Source organism: Noviherbaspirillum galbum (assembly GCF_010974945.1).
Lineage (GTDB): Bacteria > Pseudomonadota > Gammaproteobacteria > Burkholderiales > Burkholderiaceae_D > Noviherbaspirillum > Noviherbaspirillum galbum.
Genome location: NZ_JAAIVB010000085.1, coordinates 189,478 through 210,801 on the forward strand (window position 1 = coordinate 189,478; position 21,324 = coordinate 210,801).

Sequence of the window (21,324 nt, forward strand, 5' to 3'; positions counted from 1 at the left end):
AAAATGAGATCTCCGCCTTCGCGGGGATGACAGAGCCAGGCGACGACAGCAGGAAAAATGCGCTTGAAGCATCAAACACCTATATCAAGACATACCGGTAAAACATGGAAAACAACACGGCGGAAAAAACAGGCGTGGAACTGGTCTACCAGCAGCAGCTCGATGCCGGGCATTTCATGATCCAGCGCTGCGGAGGCTGCACGGCGCACGTCTTCTATCCGCGCCAGCTCTGTCCGCATTGCGGCTCCGCGGCGCTGGAGTGGGTCGCGCCGTCCGGCATGGGGACCGTGCATGCCGTGACGACGGTAAGGCGCAAGCCGGATGCCGGCGGCGACTACAACGTATCGCTGATCGACCTTGATGAAGGCGTGCGGATGATGAGCCGCGTGGAAAGGTCGGGCGCCGTGGCAATAGGCGACCGCGTGCGGGCAAGCGTGCGCGTTTCCGGCGGCAAGGGCATGGTTCTTTTCGTGCCGGCCTCCGGTGAAGGAGAGCGGCAATGAGCGCAACGCTGCGGGACCTGCGCGGCTCGGTTGCCGTGGCCGGCGTCGCCACCTTCGGCTGCGGCGAGGCCAAGGGTTTTACCGACATGGAACTCCTCGCGGGCGCGGCGCGGGCGGCGGTCGCCGATGCCGGCCTGACGATGCAGGATATCGACGGCCTGTGCACGGCCAGCGCCAGCGCGACCATGTGGACCATGCCTGTCGTGGAGTATCTCGGCATCCGCCCGAGCTACATCGACGGCACCATGCTTGGCGGCTCGAGCTTCGTGGCCCACCTGCTGCCCGCGATGCAGGCCCTGCATTTCGGCCAGTGCAATGCGGTGCTGGTGTGTTACGGCAGCGCCCAGCGCAGCGCCACCTTCGGGCGCAAGGAAATCGTGGCCAGCCGCCGCTTCCTCGACCCGCAACCCTATGAAATGCCCTACGAGCCCTTGCTGCCGCTGTCCGCCTACGCGCTCGTGGCCTCCCGCTACATGCATGAATTCGGCGCCACCCGGCGCGACCTGGCGGAAGTGGCGGTCGCCGCCCGTGCCTGGGCCAGGCTGAATCCGGAAGCCTTCCTGCGCGATCCGCTGACGATCGAGCAGGTGCTCGACGCGCGCATGGTGTCCGACCCCTTGTCCGTGCGCGACTGCTGCATGGTCAGCGACGGCGCCGGCGCTTATGTACTGGTGCGCGCCGACCGCGCGAAGGACCTGCCGAAGAAGCCGGTCTATGTGCTGGGCAACGGCACCGCGGTATGGAACCGGCAGGTGTCCTCGATGGAAAACCTGACCGTCACCGCCGCCACCGCATCCGGCAAGGCGGCCTACGACATGGCAGGGCTGTCGGCGCGGGACATCGACGTGGTTGAACTGTACGACGCCTTCACCATCAACACGCTGCTGTTTCTCGAAGACCTGGGCTTTTGCAGGAAGGGCGAGGCGGCGGCGCTGGTGGCGAACGGCGGCATCGCGCCGGGCGGCAAGCTGCCGGTCAATACCAACGGCGGCGGGCTTTCCTGCGTGCATCCCGGCATGTACGGCATCTTCACCATCATCGAGGCGGTGCGGCAACTGCGCGGCGAGGCCGGGGAGAGACAGGTGCCGCGCGCCGCAACCGCCCTGGCGCATGGCAACGGCGGAACGCTGTCCAGCCAGTCGACGGCCATCCTCGGCACGGCGGACGTCCTTTGACGAGTCATCGGCGCCAGTAAGGGGTTAAACTTGAACGGCAACACACAACAACAAGGAGGATAGGAACATGATCCGCGACCAGGAAACCATGAATGCGCTGCTGGCCACCGTGAGCCGGTTCGTTCGCGAACGGCTGGTGCCGGCCGAGGCCATCGTCGAGGAAACCGACGAGATTCCGGAAGACATCGTGCGCGACATGAAGGAACTCGGACTGTTCGGCCTGACCATCCCGGAACAGTACGGCGGATTCGCCCTGACCATGGAGGAAGAGAGCCTGGTCATGTTCGAGATGGGAAAGACCTCTCCCTCCTTCCGCTCGCTGTTCGGCACCACGGTCGGCATCGGTTCGCAAGGCATCCTGATGGACGGCACCCCGGAACAGAAGGAAACCTATCTGCCCCGCCTGGCCACCGGCGAGATCATCGCTTCCTTCGCGCTGACCGAACCCGAAGCCGGATCCGACGCCGCCTCGCTGCGCACCACGGCCGTCCGCGACGGCGACGAGTACGTCGTCAACGGCACCAAGCGCTACATCACCAATGCCCCGCACGCCGGCATCTTCACCCTCATGGCCCGCACCAACCCCGAGGACAAAGGCGCCGGCGGGGTGACCGCCTTCATTGTCGAGGCGAACACGCCGGGCATCACCATCGGCAAGTACGACAAGAAGATGGGCCACCGGGGCGCGCACACCGCCGACGTGATTTTCGAGAATTGCCGCGTTCCCGCGAAGAACATCATCGGCGGCGTCGAAGGCAAGGGCTTCAAGACGGCGATGAAGGTCCTGGAAAAAGGGCGCATCCACATCGCCGCCATCGCCGTAGGCGTGGCCGAGCGCATGCTCGACGATGCCTTGCGCTATGCGGTGGAGCGCAAGCAGTTCGGCCAGCGCATCGCCGACTTCCAGCTCATCCAGGCGTTGCTGGCTGACAGCAAGGCGGAAGTGTACGCGGCGAAGTGCATGGTGATCGATGCCGCCCAGCGCCGCGACCGCGGCGAGAACGTCGCGACCGAAGCCTCCTGCTGCAAGATGTTCGCCACCGAAATGTGCGGCCGCGTCGCCGACCGCGCGGTGCAGATCTTCGGCGGCGCCGGCTACATGGCCGAATACGGCATCGAGCGCTTCTATCGCGACGTGCGCCTGTTCCGCATCTACGAGGGCTCGACCCAGATCCAGCAGATCGTCATCGCGCGCAACATGATCAAAGAGTGCGCATGACGCCGGCGTCTTCCAGCCTTTATCCGCTCGACAATCCCGCGCTGGAAAGCATGGGCGTGCGCATCACCGCCTGGTCGGAAGACCGGGTGGAACTGGCGTTGAAGATCACGCCGGACATGCTGAACCGCAGCGGCGTGGTGCATGGTGGCACCATATGCTCGCTGCTCGATGCGGCGACCGGCTATTCCGGCCTGTATTCGTCCGATCCCGCGACGAAGCGGCACGCGGTCACCTTGTCGCTCACCACCAACTTCCTGGCCAATGGGGTGGGGGAGATGCTCACCGCGGTGGGCGTGGTCGAACGGCGGGGGAAATCGATTTTCTTCTCCCGCGGCGAGGCGTGGCTGGACGGCGGGCTGCTGGTTGCGACGGCGGTCGCGACGATGAAGTATCTCAGGTAGGGGGCGTCGACGGTTCAATGCGAGTTACGCCGGGCGTGGGAAATGGGATTCCCGCCATGTCCCCTCCCCTTGAAAGGGAGGGAGCTTTTCAATCCAACGGAACAACCCCACAAACCACCCCCGCCCCAATCAACGCCTCAATCTCCCCTGGTTCCTTCCCGAGCTCCTCCAACAACTCCCGCCCATGCTGTCCCACATGCGGCGCGTGCAGGCCGTCTGGTCCGGGAGTACCACCGAATACCGCCGCCGCCCGGGGCAATTGCACCAACCCCACATCCCCCATCGCATACCGTGAAATCGTCCCGTTATGCCGCACCTGCGGATCATTCCCCAGCCCGGACTTGACGTTGACCCGCCCGACCGGCGCGCCTTCCTTCACCAGCCGCTCGACGAACACATCGACATCCTGCTCGAGCGCGATCGGATCGAGGATCTCGCGCAGCGCCTGGTAATTCCGCCGCCTCGCCTCCATGGTCGCGAAGCGCGGATCCTGGGTGAGCTCGGGTCGCCCGAAGCCGCGGCAGAATGCGGCGAATTCGTCAGGTTGCGGCGTCATGCTGGTGAACCAGCCATTGCGGCATTGCCAGGGTTTCTGGTTGGCACCGAATTCCGGTGCGCGCGGCGGCGGATCTTCCAGGAAACTCTGGTTGTACATGGCTTCCGGCCAGAGAAAGGCGATGCTCGCGTCCAGCATCGCGAGTTCGATCTTTTGGCCTTCGCCGGACACATGCCGCGCATGCAGCGCGGCGCACAGGGCCTGGGCCGCATGCAGCGCCGTCAGCTTGTCGCACATCAGCGTCGGCAGCAAGCCCGGCGTGCCGGTCTCGGCGTTGCCGTGCGCGTCGGCGAAGCCCGATGCCGCCTGGATGACGTAATCGTAGACCCGGGCATGGGAATAAGGGCCGCTCTGCCCGAAACCGGAAATGGAGAGATAGATCAGCCCCGGATTCGACTTCCGCACCTCCTCGTACGACAGGCCGAGCCGCGCCATCGTCCCCGGGCGGAAATTCTCGATCAGGATGTCGGCGCCGCGGATGAATTCGTGCAGCAGTTCGCGGGCCTGCGCCAGTTTCAGGTCCAGCGCGATGGAGCGCTTGCCCCGGTTGATCGCCATGAACATGGCGGAAATGTCGCCCTTGGCCGGACCGACGCGCCGGCTCATGTCGCCGCCGGGCGGTTCGATCTTGATCACGTCCGCGCCTTGTTCGGCCAGCATGCCCGCGGCCATGGGCCCCGACACCACCGCCGACAGATCGATTACCTTCACTCCCGACAGCGGTCCCGTCATGTCTCGTCTCCTCGGTTGTATTCCGGCTTTTCTGCATATTAGAGAAGCGCGGCGACAATGAAAAGCGCTTTGCCTCGACTTTTGCGCGGCGGGCAAACAAAACCGCGTTTGGCACATTTTGCCAATCGAATTGAAGGACAAGGCCATTGAGCCGCGGCGGTACAAGCGGCTAATCTCTTTCGCAAGGATACAGACAACATTGAGGAACGAGGAGACGCCGTGCCATTGCCCAAGAATCTCGAAGGAAAGCTCGACCTGCCGGTGATCGCTTCGCCGCTGTTCATCATTTCCAATCCCGACCTCGTCATCGCGCAATGCTGCGCCGGCATCGTCGGCTCCTTTCCCGCGCTGAACGCGCGGCCGCAGGAAGAACTCGGCAAGTGGATCACCCGCATCAAGAACGGCATTGCCGACTACCAGGCGGCAAATCCCGGCAAGAAGGTCGCGCCGTTCGCCGTCAACCAGATCGTTCACCATTCCAACAGCCGCGTCGACGCCGACATGGAAGTCTGCGTCGAGCACAAGGTCCCGGTCATCATCACCTCGTTGCGCTCGCCGGCATCGCTGGTGGACAAGGTGCACGGCTACGGCGGCATCGTACTGCACGACGTGACCAACGTCAGGCATGCGAAGAAGGCGATCGAGGCTGGCGTGGACGGACTGATCCTGGTATGCGCGGGCGCGGGCGGCCATGCCGGCACGCTCAGCCCCTTCGCGCTGGTCAACGAGATCCGTTCCTTCTACAAGGGCACGCTGGCGCTGTCCGGTTCGATCACCAACGGCAGCGCGATCTATGCCGCGCAGGCGATGGGCTGCGACCTGGCCTACATCGGCACCCGGTTCATCGCCACGCGCGAGGCCAATGCGAGCGAGGAGTACAAGAACATGGTCGTCGGCTCGGCCGCATCCGACATCGTGTACACGCCTTACTTCACCGGCGTGCCCGGCAACTACCTCAAGCCCAGCATCGCGCGCAGCGGACTCGACCCGGACAACCTCCCGTCGGCGGACCCGTCGAAGATGAACTTCGACACCGGACACAACAAGCCCAAGACCTGGAAGGAAATCTGGGGCGCGGGCCAGGGCGTGGGCAACATCGACACGGTCGAACCGGCGGCCGAGGTGATCGCGCGGATGAAGGCGGAGTACGAAGAGGCGAAGCAGAGAATGCGCATGATGGCGGCGTGAACGCTGCCCGCGTCACTGGACAAATCAGGATGGACGAGACTCTGCGGGAGACGGAAATGGAAATGTCAGCATGGATGGCATGACGCGGCCGGTTTTCCGCGACGATCACGAACAGTTCCGGGTCCAGGTCCGGCGCTTCGTCGAGCGGGAAATCAAGCCCTTCCACGCCGGATGGGAAGAGCAGGGCATCGTTCCCGTTTCCTTGTGGCGCAAGGCGGGGGAAGAGGGTTTGCTGAACTGCATGCTGCCCGTGCCTTACGGCCAGGGCGGCGACTTCGGCCATTCGGCGGTATTGATCGAGGAACTGGCGCGCGTCAATGCGAGCGCCCTCGGGTTCAGCGTCCATTCCGAGGTGGTTGCTCCCTATCTGCATGCGTATGGAAGCGAGGACCAGAAGCGCCGCTGGCTGCCGGCGATGGCGCGCGGCGAACTGATCGGCGCCATCGCCATGACCGAGCCCGGGGCGGGCAGCGACGTCAAGGCGATCCGGACGAGCGCGCGGCGGGATGGCGACCACTTCATCCTGAATGGACAGAAGACCTTCATCTCCAACGGCCACAATGCGGGGATCGTCATCGTCGTCGCCAGGACCGGCACGGAGCCCGGCGCAAAGGGCATTTCCCTGCTCTGCGTGGAAGAGGGCACGCCCGGCTTCACGCGCGGCAAGCGCCTGAAGAAGATCGGGCTGCGCGGGCAGGACACCGCCGAATTGTTCTTTGAAAATGCGCGCGTTCCGGCCGCCAACCTGCTCGGCGAGGAAGGCCAGGGCTTCAAGTACCTCATGCATGAACTCTCGCAGGAACGCCTGATCATTGCGGTGCGCGCCGCCGCGTCGATCGAGGCCTTCCTCGCGCGGACCATCGACTACACGCGAGGCAGGAAGGCGTTCGGCCAGACGGTGTTCGATTACCAGAACACCCGTTTCAAGCTGGCCGAAGCCAAGGCCCAGCTCACCATGCTGCGGGTCTTCGTCGACGACTGCCTGGCGTTGCATCTGCGCCGTGAGCTAAGCGCCGAACGCGCGGCGATGGCCAAGCTTAATGGCTCGGACATGCAGAACCGGCTGCTCGATGAATTCCTCCAACTGCACGGCGGGTATGGATTCATGTCGGAATGCGAGATCGGCGGTGCCTGGATCGACGCCCGGGTAGGGAGGATCTACGGCGGCACCAATGAAATCATGAAGGAAATCGTCGCGCGGGGTCTATGATGCCGCGCCCCGTCTGGATAGCGAGTCAACCATGAAACGTATCATCGACCCCAATACGCTTGAAGTCCTGCACGATCCGGTCAACCGGAATCCGTTCCTCCGCTTGTTCGGCATGGAGCTGGTCGAAGCCGCCGGCGGGCATTCGCACTTCGTCCAGAAAGAGAAGTCCGATCTCATGAACATCTATGGCGTGGCCCACGGCGGCGTCATCATGACCCTGTTCGACGTGGCGCTGGCCAGCGCCGCGCTGTCCCGGAACAACTTCACGACCGGCATCGTCACGCTGGACATGTCGATCAATTTCATCGGCCCGGGCGCGGGCCGGCTTCACGTGCACGGCCACGCCACGGGCGGCGGTTCCTCGGTCTGCTTCTGCGAGGGCGAGATTCTCGACGATGCCGGCAAACTCGTCGCCAAGGCGATCGGCAGCTTCAAGTACCGCAGGAAGTCGCACACACCCGCGACGCCGGCCGCGCCGGCGCACGCCGAGTGAAAGATGCAAATAGCAAGAGAGCCAGAGAGTGAGACAATGCGCGCCGCTTCCGGACGTCCAGGCGTGCGATAGATGAGCGGCCGGCAGCATGTGCCGGCCGATACCGGGAACAACACCGGTTCACCCCCGAAAATGGAGATATCGATGAAACCCATGCTGCCCGCCGTTCCCGTCACATCCAATCCGCCGATGTTCACACCGAGGCGGGCTTGCGCGCTCGCGGTCTTTGCCCTTGCGGCGGCGAGCATGCATGCCGCCTCCGCGGAGGTGATCAAGATCGCGCAGATCGAGCCGATGTCCGGGCCGCTGGCTGCGGCCGGACAGGTGGTGTCCAAGCACATGATGGCGGTCGCCGCCGTGGCGAACGAGCAGAAATGGGCCGGCAACAACTCCTTCGAGATCGTCCCCTTCGACAACAAGGGAAGCCCGCAGGAGTCGCTGGCCCTGCTCAAGTCCGCCATCGACCAGGGCTACCGCTACGTGGCGCAGGGCATCGGGTCCGGCGCCGCGCTGGCCCTGCTCGACGCGATCAACAAGCACAATGCGCGCAACCCGGGCAAGGAAGTGGTCCTGCTCAACTACTATGCGCTCGACCCGGACATGACCAACAGCAAGTGCAGCTTCTGGCATTTCCGCTTCGACGCCAATTCCGACATGCGCGTGGAAGCCCTGACCACCGTCATGGCGAAGGACCCGAAGATCAAGAAGGTGTACCTGATCAACCAGAACTATGCCTACGGCCAGCAGGTCAGGGACGCGGCCAAGGAATACCTGAAGCGCAAGCGGCCAGACATCCAGATCGTCGGCGACGACCTGCATCCCATCGGCCAGGTGAAGGACTTCTCGCCCTATGCAGCCAAGATCAAGGCCTCCGGCGCGGATACCGTCCTGACCGGCAACTGGGGTAACGACTTCGCGTTCCTGGTCAAGGCGGCGAAGGAAATGGGCGTCAACGTCGACTTCTATGGCGTGCAGGCGTCGGGCGCCGGCGTCGCCACGACGATGGGCGCCAGCGGCGTCGGCCACGTCAGCACGTCCGTCGGCTGGCATGCCAACAACGAGACCTTTTCCGGAAGCAAGATCGTCGAGGACTACAAGAAGAAGTACAACGAGGATTTCTCTTCCATCGGCCCCTACAACATGATCGCGATGATGAGCGAGGCGGTCAAGGTCGCCAAGGGCGGCGACCCGGTCAAGGTGGCCATGGCGCTTGAAGGCATGAAGGTACAGGGCCTCAACGGCGAACTCGCGATGCGCGCATCCGACCACCAGTTGCAGCAGCCGCTCTATATCATCGGCTGGGTAAAGACGAACGGCAAGGACGTGAAATACGACCTGGAGAGCACCGGATATGGCTGGAAGACCCTGCAGAAGGTCGATTCCTACGTGGCGACGCAGCCGTCGACCTGCCAGATGAAACGTCCGTCGTTCTGATTTTTGCGAAGGCGGGTCCACCATGAAGATTCCCGATACCACCGCGGCCGATCTCCTCGCGCAATCCTTCGGCACGATTGCGGAACTGATCGGCTTGCAGGCGGCGCAGCGCCCGCAGCATCCCGCCCTCGTGCAGGATGGCATCACCGTCACCTATCGATCCCTCGATGCCATCATGGATCGCGTGGCGGCTTCGCTCCAGCGCGATGGCGTGATGCCGGGCGAAAGCATCGCGATTTGCGCCGCCAACTCGATCGAGTACGCGGTCCTGTTCCTGGGCAGCCTGCGCGCAGGGGTCGCCGTGGCGCCGCTGGCGCCATCGACCGCGGCGGAAGGACTGGCGGTGATGCTGGAAGATTGCGGCGCGCGCATGTTGTTCCTCGACGAGATGGCCGATGCCGCGCTGGCTCCGGCAGGCAGCCGCATCGACATTGGTCGCGTGTCCCTCGATGGCGTCGCTGGCGGCAAGGCTTTCGACGCATGGCTGGCCGGACCACACATCCCGCCGATACCGGTGGACGTCAGGCCGGATTCGCCGTTCAACATCATCTATTCGTCGGGCACCACCGGCGCTCCGAAAGGCATCGTCCAGCCCCACTCGATGCGCTGGGGCCAGGTACAGCGCGGCGTGATGAACGGCTACGGCACCGATGCGGTGACGCTGCTGTCGACCCCGCTCTATTCCAACACCACGCTGGTCAGTTTCTTCGCGACGGTGGCGCTGGGCGGCACCACCGTGCTGATGAAAAAGTTCGACGCGGCCAGCTACCTGGCGCTGGCGGAGAAGCATCGCGTGACGCATACCATGCTGGTCCCCGTGCAGTACCAGCGCCTGCTGGCGATGCCGGATTTCGGCCGCTACGACCTGTCGTCGTTCCGCGCCAAGTTCTGCACCAGCGCGCCGTTCTCGGCGGCGCTGAAGAAGGAAGTGCTCGGGCGCTGGCCGGGCGGGCTGACGGAGTTCTATGGCATGACCGAAGGCGGCGGCAGCTGCGTGCTGGCGGCGCATGAGTTTCCGGACAAGCTGCACACCGTCGGCCGGCCCGCGCCGGGCAGCGAGTTCCGCCTCGTCGACGAGGAGGGCAGGGAAGTGTCCGCCGGGGAAACGGGGGAAATCGTCGGCCGTTCCGGCTCCATGATGACCGGTTATCACAAGCAGCCGGGCAAGACCGCCGAAGCGGAATGGCATGACGCCGAAGGGCGCCGCTTCATCCGCACCGGCGACGTCGGGCGCTTCGATGCCGACGGCTTCCTCGTGCTGATGGACCGCAAGAAAGACATGATCATTTCCGGCGGCTTCAACATCTACCCCAGCGACCTGGAGGCCGTACTGCTCGGGCACCCGGACCTCGAAGACGCCTCGGTCGTCGGCGTGCCGTCGGAGCGCTGGGGCGAAACGCCCGTCGCCTTCGTGGTCGCGCGTGCCGGCGTGACGCTGGACGCGCCGGCGGTGCTGGCCTGGGCGAACGAGCGGCTTGGGAAGATGCAGCGCCTGGCAGCGGTGGAAGTCGTCGAATCGCTGCCGCGCAGCGCGATCGGCAAGGTGCTCAAGCGGGAATTGCGCGACCGTTACTCCAACCTGGCAGGTCAGGCGGCGTAGTTAGAGGTCTCAGTCAGACGGCATAGCCAAGGGGCATAGCCAGCCGAAAATTGGCATTCCGGTTACACTGGCCTCACGAGCATTCAACGAGGTTCAGCATGTCACTGACAAGCGAAGCGATCGCCCTGACACAGACGCTGGTGCGGATGGATACCGTGAATCCGCCGGGCAACGAAGACCAGTGCACGGTGCATTTGTCCCGCCTGCTGGAGCAGGCCGGCTTTACCTGCCGCTTCGTCGAATTCGGTCCCCGCCGCAGCACATTGGTTGCGCGGATCGGCGGCCAGGCCAGCAAGGCGGCCCTGGGATTCACCGGCCACGTCGACGTGGTGCCGCTGGGCGCCGCGCCCTGGGCGCATGACCCCTTCGGTGCCGAGATCGTGGAGGGCCGCATGTACGGGCGCGGCACCAGCGACATGAAGAGCGGCGTCGCCGCCTTCGTCGTCGCCGCGGTCGCTCTGGCCGGGCGAATCAAGTCCGGACCCGGTCTTACCCTGATCATTACCGCCGGCGAGGAAACCGGCTGCGAAGGCGCCTTCCACCTGGTGCAACAGCCGGATGCGCAAGCCATCCTCGGCCAGGTGGGCGCGCTGGTGGTCGGCGAACCCACGTCCAACCAGCCGCTGGTCGGCCACAAGGGCGTCCTGTGGCTGGAGGCGAGCGCGGCGGGCGTCACGGCCCACGGATCGATGCCTGATCAGGGCGACAATGCGATCTACAAGATCGCCCGCGCCATCTCTTCCCTGGAAACCTTCGAGTTCGAGGAAGGGCCGCATCCGCTGATGGGCAAGCCGACCTTGAACGTCGGCACGGTGCGCGGTGGCCTCAACATCAATTCGGTGCCCGACGCGGCGGAGGTGAAGATCGACATCCGAACGGTGGCCGGGCAGGATCATGGCCATGTCTACAGCTGTTTGTGCGGACGGCTGGGCAAGGACCTGCGGTTCAAGACCCTGATCGATGCCGCAAGCGTCTACACGCCGCCGGACGATCCCTGGATGCGGCAAGTGTTCGCGGTCTGCCAGAAACATTTCGAGGAGCCGCTGCAGCCAAAGACCGTGTCGTATTTCACCGATGCGGCCGCGCTGCTCGGCCCGCTCGGCAATCCACCCACCGTCATCCTTGGGCCGGGTGAACCGCAGATGGCCCACCAGACAAACGAATACTGTGAAGTCTCGCGCATCGAAGAGGCAGTGACGATTTATCACGAACTGATAGAAGCCTGGTGCTGTTGAGCCGCCTGCACCAAGCGGAACAAGGGCCGGCAATCGCCGGCCTTTTGATTTTGTAGCTTGGCTTCGCGAGTTGGCGCGAAGTTGCTGGGCTTCATAACTTCATGGCACAGCGCCATATCCTTCGTAAATACACGGAAAAATATCACTATTTAAAAAGATTAAATAGGCTTTAATGATATTATTCCGTGCATATGACCGCAGAATGCACAATCCAATTATTCGCCGAGCATCGCTGGCACGACGTTGGCAGTGTCAGCATGTTCGGTGAACAGAACCTCGGCTGGAAAGCCCGCACTTACACGGGCTACGCCGTCGACTGGGCCGTGGCGCATCGCGGCGCACGTGATGCCCACGCGTTCTCCTGCCAATACCCGGTTGGTCTCGCGCCAGCCGAGCAAGCGCACTGGCCGGTATTCCTGATCGACATGCTGCCGCAAGGCTTTGGTCGCGAGGAACTCCTGCGGCGCCTCGATCTGTCACCTACCGCCGGCATCGAGGCCGATTGGCGACTCTTGCTCGCGGGGGCGGGCAACCCGATCGGCAACTTGCGCGTCAAGGAAGCGGCGCAATGGCTTGATACGCACGCAGGAGAACTGCGCGGCTTCACCGACGAAGAGGTTGCCACGCGCGGTGAGCACTTCACGGAGTACCTTGCACGGCATGGACTGTTCGTTGCCGGTTCTTCAGGCGTGCAAGGAGAATGGCCAAAGCTGCTGTTGACGCGCGCCGATGACGGCTTGCTTTATCTGGACCATACCTTGCCGGACGAACAGGCCCGTCAGCACTATATCGTCAAGTTCGGTCGCGGTGCGGACCGCCAGTTGGCGGCCATCATGCGGCATGAAGCGCCATACATGGAGTTGGCCCGGATGCTTGGACTGCGCGTGCACGGACCGCTGCACTTACGGGGCCGGGCGCTCTTCATTCCTCGATTCGACCGGGTCGTGGAGACAGACGGCGTGACGCGCCTGGCGCAGGAAAGCGTAGCGACACTCACCGGGATCCCGGGCTTCGGGGCCGTGCCCAGTCATGACGAAGTGTGCTCGCAGCTGCTTCTGCGCTGTACCCATCCCGAGAAAGACGTGCTTGAATACATCAAGCGTGACATCGCCAACCTGGCTTTGGGCAACAAGGATAACCACGCGCGCAATACGGCGATCCAGCGCGATTTCCGAGGCAACATCGGCCTGACGCCGCTCTACGATTTCGCGCCGATGTACCTGCATCCGGACGGCATTGCGCGTCGCATCCGCTGGGAGGGAAATGACGACGGGGATCCTGACTGGGGCCGTGTCATCGACCGGATAGGCGAGCTGGCACGACAAGTCGTCGCGCCGCCGAAGCGTGGCAAGCGCGCCCCTTCGACATCCACGCCCGCTCCAAGCAGGGACAGCCTGGTGCAGGGTTTGAAAGCGATGGCGCCAGCGCTGCGTCGCATTGCGGCCGAAGGGGTATCGATGGGCATGGACGACGATGTCCATGCTTATCTTTTGCCGTCCATCGAGAAGCAAGCGATGAGACTGGAAAACTTGCGTTGATGCAGACCCGGAGGCAAATAGGTGGATAAACGTTACAACGCGATGTCCCTGAGCGAGCAACTGGCGTTGCGAAAGCAGGCTGTGGAAGATGTGCTAGCCCATCCTGAATGGTCCCTGCCGCAGGCAATACGCCATCTGAAGACGACCATGCGGCTCACGACCGCCGAACTGGCGACGCTGGCCGGCGTCGGGTTTCGCACGTTGCAGGACATCGAGGGCGAACGAAGCGAAGGGACCGTCCAGACCATGAATCGCCTGTTCGGCGTCGTCGGGCTCAAGCTGGGCGTCGTGCGCCAATAGAAAGCGGTCCCCAGGCCAGGCGAACGCCGGTCTTCATCGCTACAAGGCAACGACCGCGAGCTGGCGCGGCGGCAGGCAGCTCTCGGCGACGCCCAGCAGATGCGCATGGTGAGTGAACAGGATGACCTGGTGCCCCTTGGCGAACTGCGACAGGGCGCCCAGCACGTGGCGCGCCCGGGCATCGTCGGAGGTGATCAGCACGTCGTCCAGGACGACCGGCAAGGCCAGGCCCGCTTCGCGCCGCAGGTCGAGTGCCGCCAGGCGCAAGGCGAGATAAAGCTGGTCGCGCGTCCCTTCGCTCATGCCCTCCACGCCGACGAGTGCGCCGCCGCCGCGCTGAGCGAGCAGGGTAGGGCGGCCTTCCGTGTTGTCATCGCTTACCAGCCGCACGAACTGGCCGTCGGTCATGCATTGGAAATAATGGCTTGCCGCCAGGAGCATCGGACCTTGCGCCTTTTCCCGAAAGCGCCGTAGGGCCTCGTCGAGCAGGCTGTGCGCGAGGCGCGCGCGTACCCAGGACGGCAGCGCGGATGCGATCGCCGCCGATGCCCGCTCCATCTGCTGACGCTCCGCAATGACGACGTCGGAGGCGTCCACCGCTTCCAGTTCGCGCCGTGCCGTTTCCTCGACAGTACGCGCGGCACGAACCTGCGCCTCCAATTGGGCCAGCTCTTGCTGATAGGATTGTTCGTCGGCATCCAGGCAGTCGACGTCGCAGCTGGCCAGCAGCTCCCGCAGCGTTTGTTCCGTGCGGGACGAGGCCAGGGCAAGATTGGCCCTTGCCCGGTCGATCATGCCTTGGGCATCGCGTTTTCGGCGGGACAGTTCCTCGGCATGAGGAAGGGCGTCGGCCAATTGCACGTTGGCGGCGGCGCACAAGGCGGCCAGCTTGCGCTGGTGAGCGGCGATCGATTCCTGATGTTCGCGCAGCGCGGCCACATGTTGTTCAATCGCCTTTTCGACGACCGTGCGCGCCGTGGCGACCGACCGCGCTTGCTCCAGCCGGGTGTGTAGTTGCTCGGCATAGAGCCGGATATCGGCGGGCTCCGCGTCGCCGATGGCATGAGCCAGGGCATTGGCCTGCTGTTCCAGCGCAGCGATCGCGTGGCTCGCCCGGTCAAGCTTGAGCTGCGCGGCATCCCGACGGGCGACCGCGTCGTTCAATGCATCGAAGTCGTCAAGGCGGGCCATCGCCTCGGCGACGCTGGCATTGGCTGGCTGGAGCAGCTGGGTACAGGCGGCGGCAAGGTCCGTGCGGGCGCGTTCCAGCGCCTCGGTCAATTGCTTCTCCCGCGACGCAAACTGGGCGCGCTGCTCTTGCCGCTCGGCACGCTTGCCCGCGGCCGTCGCCGAAGCTTTTTCCAGCCGGGCGAATTCCTTCTCCATGGCGTCGACATGAGCAAGCAGTTCGTCCAGGCCGCCATCGGCGTCGATCCCGCCATGCACCTCGCTTACCTCGCCCAGCGCCTTGCGCAGTCCGTTCGCGAGCAGCTTTTCCGTGTCGGCCACTTGCCGCTGCTCGTCGTCCAGGAGATCGAGCGCTTCCTTTTGCGTGCGCGCCTGGTTGAGCAGGTTCTGCCATTCGCGCAGCGCGGCCGGCGGCAATTGGGCCAGCTGGCGTTGCGCCAGGAGGCCTTGCCAGGCTTGTTGCTCCTGCTGCTGGCGCGCCTCGATCGCCTGGCGTTCCTTGACCAGCATGTCGCGGTCACGCTCCAGGTCGGCGATCTTGCGCAGGCAAGCTTGCAGTTGCGTGGCGCGCTTCGCATCGCGCGCCAGGGAATCGACCAGGGTGTCTGCGTGACGAATCTCGTCCGCGAGCGTCTGCCAGGATGTGACATCGAGCGGCTCGGTGCCTTCTGCGTCATGGCTTGCGGCGGTCCCGGCGATCCGCATCCGGGCGACGGTCTGGTCGCGCTGCGCCCGCGCGGCGGCGACGTCGTCGGCCGTGGGAACGGCCCCGTCGGTCAGCAATTGCTCGCGCATGTCCTGGTTGGTTCGCAGCGCGACCGCGATCTCGGCGATGCGCTTTTCCAGGTCGGCCTTGCGTGTCTCTCCCTGGTCGAATGCGGCTTTCGCATCGTCGATTTCGCCATCGAACAAGGGACGAATGGCGAGCAGGTCGTCGATGGCCGCAATGCCGAGCAGTTTCAATGTCGCGTCCAGCGTGCGACGGGCCGAGTTGATCTCGCCCGGCAATCTGGCGGCGCGCTTGAGCGTACCTTCCTGGCGGACGACGGCCTCCCGCGCCAGTTGCAATGCCTGGCGGACCGCCGCATCGGGCAGGAGCGCGCGCTCCTGCGGGCGATCGTCGTCATGGGTGCTGCTGGCGGATAGCTGGTGATCCTCCAGCCGCTGCCGTGCCGTCTCCGCCGAATGCAGCATCTTGACGATCTCCGCACGGGCACCCGCCTTTGGCGCGAGCTGCTGCAGTCGTTCGACCGTCTCCCCGGGTGCAATCGCTTTGGCTTGCGCCGCGAGTGTGGCTTGCGCGTGTATCAGGTCTCCATTGGCGTCATCGCGTTCCCTGCGATAGCGATCCAGGTTTTCCACGGACGCGGACAAGCGGTCGATGCCGGCAGCTGCCGCCAGCACCGGCCTTTCCGGCAGCAGGGTATCCAGCTTCCGGCGCGCTTCTTCCATCTGTGCGGCGGCGGTTGCCGCGTTATGCTCGGCGGCGGCCAGTCCCGCCTGCGCACCTGCGCGCTCCGTCGGCGCATTTTCATCCAGCAATGAATGGCCGCCTAACTCGTCGAGCGTCGCCTGGGCGATGTCAATCGTGCGCAGCAGCGGCGCCACCGCGCGCAGCTCGGTGACGCGGCGCAGGCTGGCGTGCAATTGCTGCTGCCGGGATTCCAGCGCGGCGACCTTTTCCTGCGCGTGCTGCTGGCGCTTGAACAGGTCGCCCCACTGCGCCGGCTTCACCTGTGCATTGGTGTAGGCACTGCGATGCTGGCTGTAATCGCGGATGGCCTCGTTGAGCCTGGAAACGCGCCCCTTGGGGATGTAGAACTCGCGCGCGGTCTGGTCCAGGCGCTCCAGCACCGCGGCGATGCTGCGCACGCCGGCGCTCGCTTCGAAGAGGGCCGCGCCGATATCGCCTTCTCCAGCGAGCAGCGCCTCACCGCCGGCCCGCAGGCGCTCGTGGTCCAGGCCGAACATGCTTTCGTATTCTTCCTTCGACAGGCCGCAGGTGATGCGCGCTTCGACGTCCGGGGGCACCGGATCGCCGTTGGCGAATGTCAGGGTTGCCTTGTTGCCCTTGCGGCGAACCACGGTGTGGGCGACATCGGCATGGTCGAGCAGCAGGGCGCCGATGCGCATGTCGCGGTGCTGGTGGACGAAGTTATCCTTGCTTTGCGGGTGGATGCCGTAGCGCAGATCCGTGATGGCCCTGAGCGTGGAAGACTTGCCGGCTTCGTTGCGCCCGTGGATGAAAACCAGTTCCTGGCCGTCCTTGCCGAAATCGAGAACGCGCTCGGTGAAGGGACCGAAGGCGGTCAGGTGCAGCTCCCGGATTCTCATGCTTGTTCTCCATCAGCCTCGATGGCGCCCAGGTGGGCCAGGACGGTGGCTTCGGCATCGTTGAGCATGGCTCGCATGGCCTGCGCGTCGGCGGCTGTCGGATCCAGTTCCTGGAGGGGTGGCGGCAAGGTCAGGCCGCCCAGCTCGCGCGCAATCCAGCCTGCCAGCCGGTCTTCGTCGGCCATCAATTCATTCACGAGCGCCACCACTTCGCCCACGGCGTCGGTACGCAGCGCTGCCTGATCGCGGTCGATCGGCGTGCGTAAGGTGGTCTTGACGCGTTCGAGCCAGATCTCTGGGCCTTCCATGTCCTGCAGGGCGGCGATGATCGCGGCCTCGACCGTGCCGGGCTGTTCGGCTTCGACCCGGTTGAGCGGCGATTCGCCCTGGACGATGACCCGGATGGCATGCATGCGGTCGGCCGCGCCATCGGTCAGCTGCGAGACGGCCCGGTGAAATGTCCGCGCCAGATCCTCGAGCGTCGCGACGCCGGCGACGTCCAGCTCGAGGCGATGCCAGCGCACCACGTCCAGCGGCACGAACTCCGCGCTGGCGATCCGGCCGTCGAGCACCGTGACCAGCTCGCAACCCTTGGGACCGGTTTCGTTGGATTTGCGGCCCTGCAGGTTGCCGGGGAAAACGATGCGCGGCTGGGCCTCGCGCACGACCTCGCGGGCATGGACGTGCCCCAGGGCGAAATAATCGTAGCCGCGGGTCGCCATCATTTCGACCGACGTCGGCGCATAGTCGTCGTGGCCCTCGCGCCCGGTCAGGCTGGTATGCAGCACGCCGATGTTGAACATGCCCGGAATGGCGCGCGGGAAGTCGGGAACGACGTCATGTGTAACGGACCGTTGAGGGAAGCTGTAGCCGTGCAATGCGACACCGAGGTCTTCGCGGATGACGGTTTCCGGCGCGTCGGTCGAGAACACGTGCACGCCGTCCACCGCCGGCAGCTGCTTCGTGATCTGGCTTTCCGCGTCATGGTTGCCGCGGGCGATCACCACGGCGATGTCATGCTGGCGCAGGCGCACGAGCTGTTCGCGAAAGAACAGGCCGGTGTGGAAATCCGGCCAGTTGCCGTCGAAAATGTCCCCGGCAAGAATCACGAAGTCGACTTTCTGCGCGAGCGCGAGGTCGATCAGGGCCACGAACGCTCGGCGGGTCGCACCGCGCAACCGGTCGACCGGTGCGCCGGCGTGGGCGTCGAGGCCGCGCAGCGGGCTGTCGATGTGCAGATCGGCGGCGTGTATGAATTTCAAATGCATCTCCGGAATTCGATGTTCGATTGCGAGGCAACGGCGTGCGACGATTTTGCCTGGATCTTATAGCGCTTTTTTCGCCTGTTTGCGAGCAAGTTTTGGATGTTGTTTTTCAATTTTTGTGCGCTGCGTCACAGCGGTCGCGCGCTGGATCCGGAAAATGGAGGAATCGAACTGGAGAAAGCCATGGGACGCTCACTGCACACTCGCATCAAAACCAAACGCTCTGTGATCACCGCGATCGTCGCGAAGCTGAAGCGCCGCCGTCGCGCCGCCTGATTGTCTTCCCTGCGGCGACTCCTCCGTTCTCGGTTCTGAAACACGTCTGTCCACGGGACAGCGCTGTTTGCCGGCCGAACAGGCGCCAGATTTCCTTTGCTCGCGAATGACGACGGTGGTGAGACTGCTTCTGCTATCCATCCTCGCGCTCATGGCGGTCATGGTCGCATTGAAGCGCTACGGCGCATTTCGATGGGATCAGGAAACGCAGGACCTGCGGGCGCAGCTTGAGGCGGCACGCGCCACAGGCAAGCCGCATCGTTACAGCCCGAGGGAGCTGGACGGCTTGCCTGCCCCCGTACAAGCCTACTTCAGGACGGTTTTGAAGGACGGCCAAAACCTGATTTCCGCGGCGCGCGTCGAACACCACGGGACTTTCAACATGGGCGACGAACGGGAAATGTGGAAGCCATTTTCCTCGGACCAGCGTGTCATCTTGCGCCGTCCTGGCTTCGACTGGAACGCCCGCGTCAATATGCTGCCCGGAGTGCCGGTCCATGTTCATGACGCCTATGTCGGCGGCGAGGGCATTCTGCATGCCGCGCTACTGGGTTTGTTCACCGTGGCCGACATGCGCGGCACGAAAGCCGCCGCGGAAGGTGAATTGATGCGTTTCCTTGCGGAAGCGGCCTGGTATCCGACGGCGCTTCTGCCGGGCCAGGGCGTGCAATGGACATCGGTCGACCATCATTCCGCACGCGCTACCCTCGTCGACGGCGACATCATGGTGAGCTTGCTGTTCACCTTCAACGAACAAGGCTTGATCGATACCGTCAGTGCGCCGGCAAGAGGCCGGACGGTCGGCGACCGGATCATTCCAACGCCGTGGCAAGGCCGCTTCTGGAACTACGAAGTACGCGATGGAATGCTTGTGCCATTGTCGGGCGAGGTTTCGTGGGTTCCTGCCGACGGCATCAAACCATATTGGCGAGGCGACATCCGCAAACTGGAATACGAACTCGTGCTGTGAGAAACCGCACGCGGTTAATGCCGGACTCCCTGGAAACCTTTGGGAAATGGAAACGGGGCTCCGATGGCGATTCGCAGGCATAAATTTACCCGGGTAATATTGACGGATTAAATTTACCCGGGTAATATTTATTCCATTCAAGTGTGAATCGTCATGCCTGCCATGGAATCTCAAGTACAAAAAACCTACACCGCCTTTTGCGGCGCGCAATCGGTCGCATCAGGAGCGCTGAGCCAGGTTGCGGTTGCCCTCTGTCGCAAACTGAAAGAGGACCCGCACGTTCTTCCTCTCGTTTTCGACGATGACACTGGAAAGCAGGTCGAACTCGACCTGCGGGGCACTGTAGCGGAGGTGGAAGCGCGCTACGCGGACAAGCAGCCTTCCACCCAGCCCGCATCGAGCGAACAGGACGCGCCCGCTAAAGGCCGGGGAAGGCCTCGGCTAGGCGTGGTTGCACGGGAAGTGACCTTGCTCCCCGAGCACTGGGAATGGCTTGCGTCGCAGCCCGGAGGCGCGTCGGTCGTATTGCGTAAGCTGGTGCACGAAGCCAGGCAGGCAAACTCCACGCGTGACCTGCAGCGGCGCCGGGATGAACGCGTCTATAACGCGATGCTTGTCCTGGCGGGGGATCTCCCGAATTTTGAAGAAGCGAGCCGGGCCCTGTTCGCGGGAGAGTTAGACCGTCTGGAACGATTGGCAACGGAATGGCCAGACGATATCGGTCGTTACCTCATGCGCCTCGCCAGTCCGGAGACCGCACCGGCTAAGAGCGGGAAGTAACCAGGCACAACGATGCCCAGCATCACGGATACCCAATGAATTTGAAATCACTGATGTCGATTCAAATCAAATCGCGAAAGACTGCCAATGACAACCGATACCACCACGCTTAGCCGGCGCGCCATTTCCCGTCAGGCCCGGGACGCCTTTCCACCGATGGGGATATACATCATTCGCGACAAGGAAACGGGCGACGTGCTTGTCGCATCGAGCCGCAACGTGCATGGCGCAATGAATCGCGCTCAATTCGAGCTGCGGCTGCGGTCACATGCCAACAAGGCACTTCAAGCGGAATGGAATCGCAGCGGCCCAGGCCGGTTCGATTTTGAGATCGTCGAGCTTCTGAAGGAGAGGGAAGATTCCAACTTTGACTACCTCGAAGAATTACGCACACTTGAGCAGATCTATCGGGAGCAATATGAGCAACAAGCCGGAGCCGCCCGATGAGCACTTCACCATTACGGATTTGTCTTGACCGGCATCATCGCCAGGCTGCGTTGAGTTTCAAACTCGATGATGAACTCGGCATTTTGCATGGCATCTCCTGGGCGGATTTTGTGCTGCTTGATGCGCTGGACGCGGCGGAAGGTGCCCTGTCAACAGCGGATCTCGCAAAGAAACTCAGTGTTCCTCGCTCGCGACTTCTGCTTCAGCTGATGCCCCTCGAGAAAATTGGACTGATTGCACGTCGCCTTGGCGCGGATGGGGTAAGGTGCGTTTGTCTTCGTCCGAATGGGCAGAGAAAGATATGTGAAGCTCAAGAGACGGCGGCCAAGCTATGCGAGGAGTTCCTCGGGAACTGACTGTACTTTCTGCATTGGCGACAGGCGGCTTCGGATCCGTTGTCGATATTCAGCTTGAGAGCGCCCGCGGCCGCTAATTGCGGCATTGCGGACTATTCCTTCTTGCCAAACCGTTTTGATTCTG

Annotated in this window: 20 protein-coding genes; 17 read left to right on the plus strand and 3 right to left on the minus strand. The window is 63.7% G+C overall.

Going from position 1 to position 21,324, the window contains the following annotated elements:
- The first annotated feature begins 104 nt into the window (after positions 1 to 104).
- The 4 genes from G3574_RS27475 to G3574_RS27490 all read left to right on the plus strand — a co-directional run bounded on the left by G3574_RS27475 (position 105) and on the right by G3574_RS27490 (position 3,298).
- Positions 105 to 503, plus strand: a complete 399-nt coding sequence (locus G3574_RS27475; protein WP_163968752.1) for a Zn-ribbon domain-containing OB-fold protein — start codon at positions 105 to 107, stop codon at positions 501 to 503.
- Complete coding sequence (locus G3574_RS27480) at positions 500 to 1,678, plus strand: acetyl-CoA acetyltransferase (protein WP_163968753.1); 1,179 nt, start codon at positions 500 to 502, stop codon at positions 1,676 to 1,678. The genes G3574_RS27475 and G3574_RS27480 overlap by 4 nt, the downstream gene beginning before the upstream one ends.
- Before the next feature lie 67 nt (positions 1,679 to 1,745).
- The gene (locus G3574_RS27485) at positions 1,746 to 2,897 is read left to right on the plus strand and encodes an acyl-CoA dehydrogenase family protein (protein ID WP_163968754.1); all 1,152 of its coding nucleotides are present in this window, start codon (positions 1,746 to 1,748) and stop codon (positions 2,895 to 2,897) included.
- Positions 2,894 to 3,298: a PaaI family thioesterase gene (locus tag G3574_RS27490; RefSeq protein WP_163968755.1), complete on the plus strand. Its 405-nt coding sequence runs from the start codon at positions 2,894 to 2,896 to the stop codon at positions 3,296 to 3,298. Before G3574_RS27485 ends, G3574_RS27490 begins: the two co-directional genes overlap by 4 nt.
- An 88-nt stretch (positions 3,299 to 3,386) precedes the next feature.
- Here the strand turns inward: G3574_RS27490 and G3574_RS27495 are convergent, their stop codons facing one another.
- A complete protein-coding gene (locus G3574_RS27495) occupies positions 3,387 to 4,586 on the minus strand; it encodes a CaiB/BaiF CoA transferase family protein (protein ID WP_163968756.1) in 1,200 nt (399 codons plus the stop codon).
- A gap of 225 nt (positions 4,587 to 4,811) precedes the next feature.
- Here G3574_RS27495 and G3574_RS27500 point away from each other — a divergent pair, with 225 nt between their 5' ends.
- From G3574_RS27500 to G3574_RS27535, 8 genes are all read left to right on the plus strand, one after another.
- Positions 4,812 to 5,774 (plus strand): NAD(P)H-dependent flavin oxidoreductase, encoded by a 963-nt coding sequence (locus G3574_RS27500; RefSeq protein ID WP_205609964.1) that lies wholly within the window; start codon positions 4,812 to 4,814, stop codon positions 5,772 to 5,774.
- A 70-nt stretch (positions 5,775 to 5,844) separates the two neighbouring features.
- Positions 5,845 to 6,984: an acyl-CoA dehydrogenase family protein gene (locus G3574_RS27505; protein ID WP_163968758.1), complete on the plus strand. Its 1,140-nt coding sequence runs from the start codon at positions 5,845 to 5,847 to the stop codon at positions 6,982 to 6,984.
- Between the two features lie 31 nt (positions 6,985 to 7,015).
- Entirely contained in the window at positions 7,016 to 7,477 is a 462-nt protein-coding gene (locus G3574_RS27510) for a PaaI family thioesterase (RefSeq protein WP_163968759.1), read from the plus strand.
- Positions 7,478 to 7,666: 189 nt separating this feature from the next.
- The gene (locus G3574_RS27515) at positions 7,667 to 8,911 is read left to right on the plus strand and encodes a branched-chain amino acid ABC transporter substrate-binding protein (RefSeq protein WP_163968839.1); all 1,245 of its coding nucleotides are present in this window, start codon (positions 7,667 to 7,669) and stop codon (positions 8,909 to 8,911) included.
- A 22-nt stretch (positions 8,912 to 8,933) separates the two neighbouring features.
- Complete coding sequence (locus G3574_RS27520; protein ID WP_163968760.1) at positions 8,934 to 10,511, plus strand: class I adenylate-forming enzyme family protein; 1,578 nt, start codon at positions 8,934 to 8,936, stop codon at positions 10,509 to 10,511.
- A 98-nt stretch (positions 10,512 to 10,609) separates the two neighbouring features.
- On the plus strand, positions 10,610 to 11,746 hold the full coding sequence (locus G3574_RS27525) for a M20 family metallopeptidase (RefSeq protein WP_205609950.1): 1,137 nt from the start codon (positions 10,610 to 10,612) through the stop codon (positions 11,744 to 11,746).
- Between the two features lie 191 nt (positions 11,747 to 11,937).
- Complete coding sequence (locus G3574_RS27530) at positions 11,938 to 13,284, plus strand: type II toxin-antitoxin system HipA family toxin (RefSeq protein WP_163968841.1); 1,347 nt, start codon at positions 11,938 to 11,940, stop codon at positions 13,282 to 13,284.
- 21 nt (positions 13,285 to 13,305) lie between these two features.
- Positions 13,306 to 13,584 (plus strand): helix-turn-helix domain-containing protein, encoded by a 279-nt coding sequence (locus tag G3574_RS27535; RefSeq protein ID WP_163968761.1) that lies wholly within the window; start codon positions 13,306 to 13,308, stop codon positions 13,582 to 13,584.
- A 39-nt stretch (positions 13,585 to 13,623) separates the two neighbouring features.
- Here G3574_RS27535 and G3574_RS27540 read toward each other — a convergent pair whose 3' ends face one another.
- The gene (locus G3574_RS27540) at positions 13,624 to 17,106 is read right to left on the minus strand and encodes an ATP-binding protein (RefSeq protein ID WP_163968762.1); all 3,483 of its coding nucleotides are present in this window, start codon (positions 17,104 to 17,106) and stop codon (positions 13,624 to 13,626) included.
- Entirely contained in the window at positions 17,103 to 18,368 is a 1,266-nt protein-coding gene (locus G3574_RS27545) for a metallophosphoesterase family protein (RefSeq protein WP_163968763.1), read from the minus strand. The genes G3574_RS27540 and G3574_RS27545 overlap by 4 nt, the downstream gene beginning before the upstream one ends.
- A 102-nt stretch (positions 18,369 to 18,470) precedes the next feature.
- Between G3574_RS27545 and G3574_RS27550 the strand changes: the two genes are divergently transcribed.
- The 5 genes from G3574_RS27550 to G3574_RS27570 all read left to right on the plus strand — a co-directional run bounded on the left by G3574_RS27550 (position 18,471) and on the right by G3574_RS27570 (position 21,200).
- On the plus strand, positions 18,471 to 18,647 hold the full coding sequence (locus G3574_RS27550) for a hypothetical protein (RefSeq protein WP_163968764.1): 177 nt from the start codon (positions 18,471 to 18,473) through the stop codon (positions 18,645 to 18,647).
- Positions 18,648 to 18,753: 106 nt separating this feature from the next.
- Positions 18,754 to 19,617: a DUF6920 family protein gene (locus G3574_RS27555; protein WP_163968765.1), complete on the plus strand. Its 864-nt coding sequence runs from the start codon at positions 18,754 to 18,756 to the stop codon at positions 19,615 to 19,617.
- 153 nt (positions 19,618 to 19,770) lie between these two features.
- Positions 19,771 to 20,397, plus strand: a complete 627-nt coding sequence (locus G3574_RS27560; protein ID WP_235953655.1) for a DUF2239 family protein — start codon at positions 19,771 to 19,773, stop codon at positions 20,395 to 20,397.
- An 87-nt stretch (positions 20,398 to 20,484) separates the two neighbouring features.
- Positions 20,485 to 20,844 carry a GIY-YIG nuclease family protein gene (locus G3574_RS27565; RefSeq protein WP_163968766.1) on the plus strand — a complete coding sequence of 120 codons (360 nt, stop codon included), beginning with the start codon at positions 20,485 to 20,487 and terminating at the stop codon, positions 20,842 to 20,844.
- A complete protein-coding gene (locus G3574_RS27570) occupies positions 20,841 to 21,200 on the plus strand; it encodes a MarR family transcriptional regulator (protein WP_163968767.1) in 360 nt (119 codons plus the stop codon). The genes G3574_RS27565 and G3574_RS27570 overlap by 4 nt, the downstream gene beginning before the upstream one ends.
- Positions 21,201 to 21,324 lie beyond the last annotated feature (124 nt).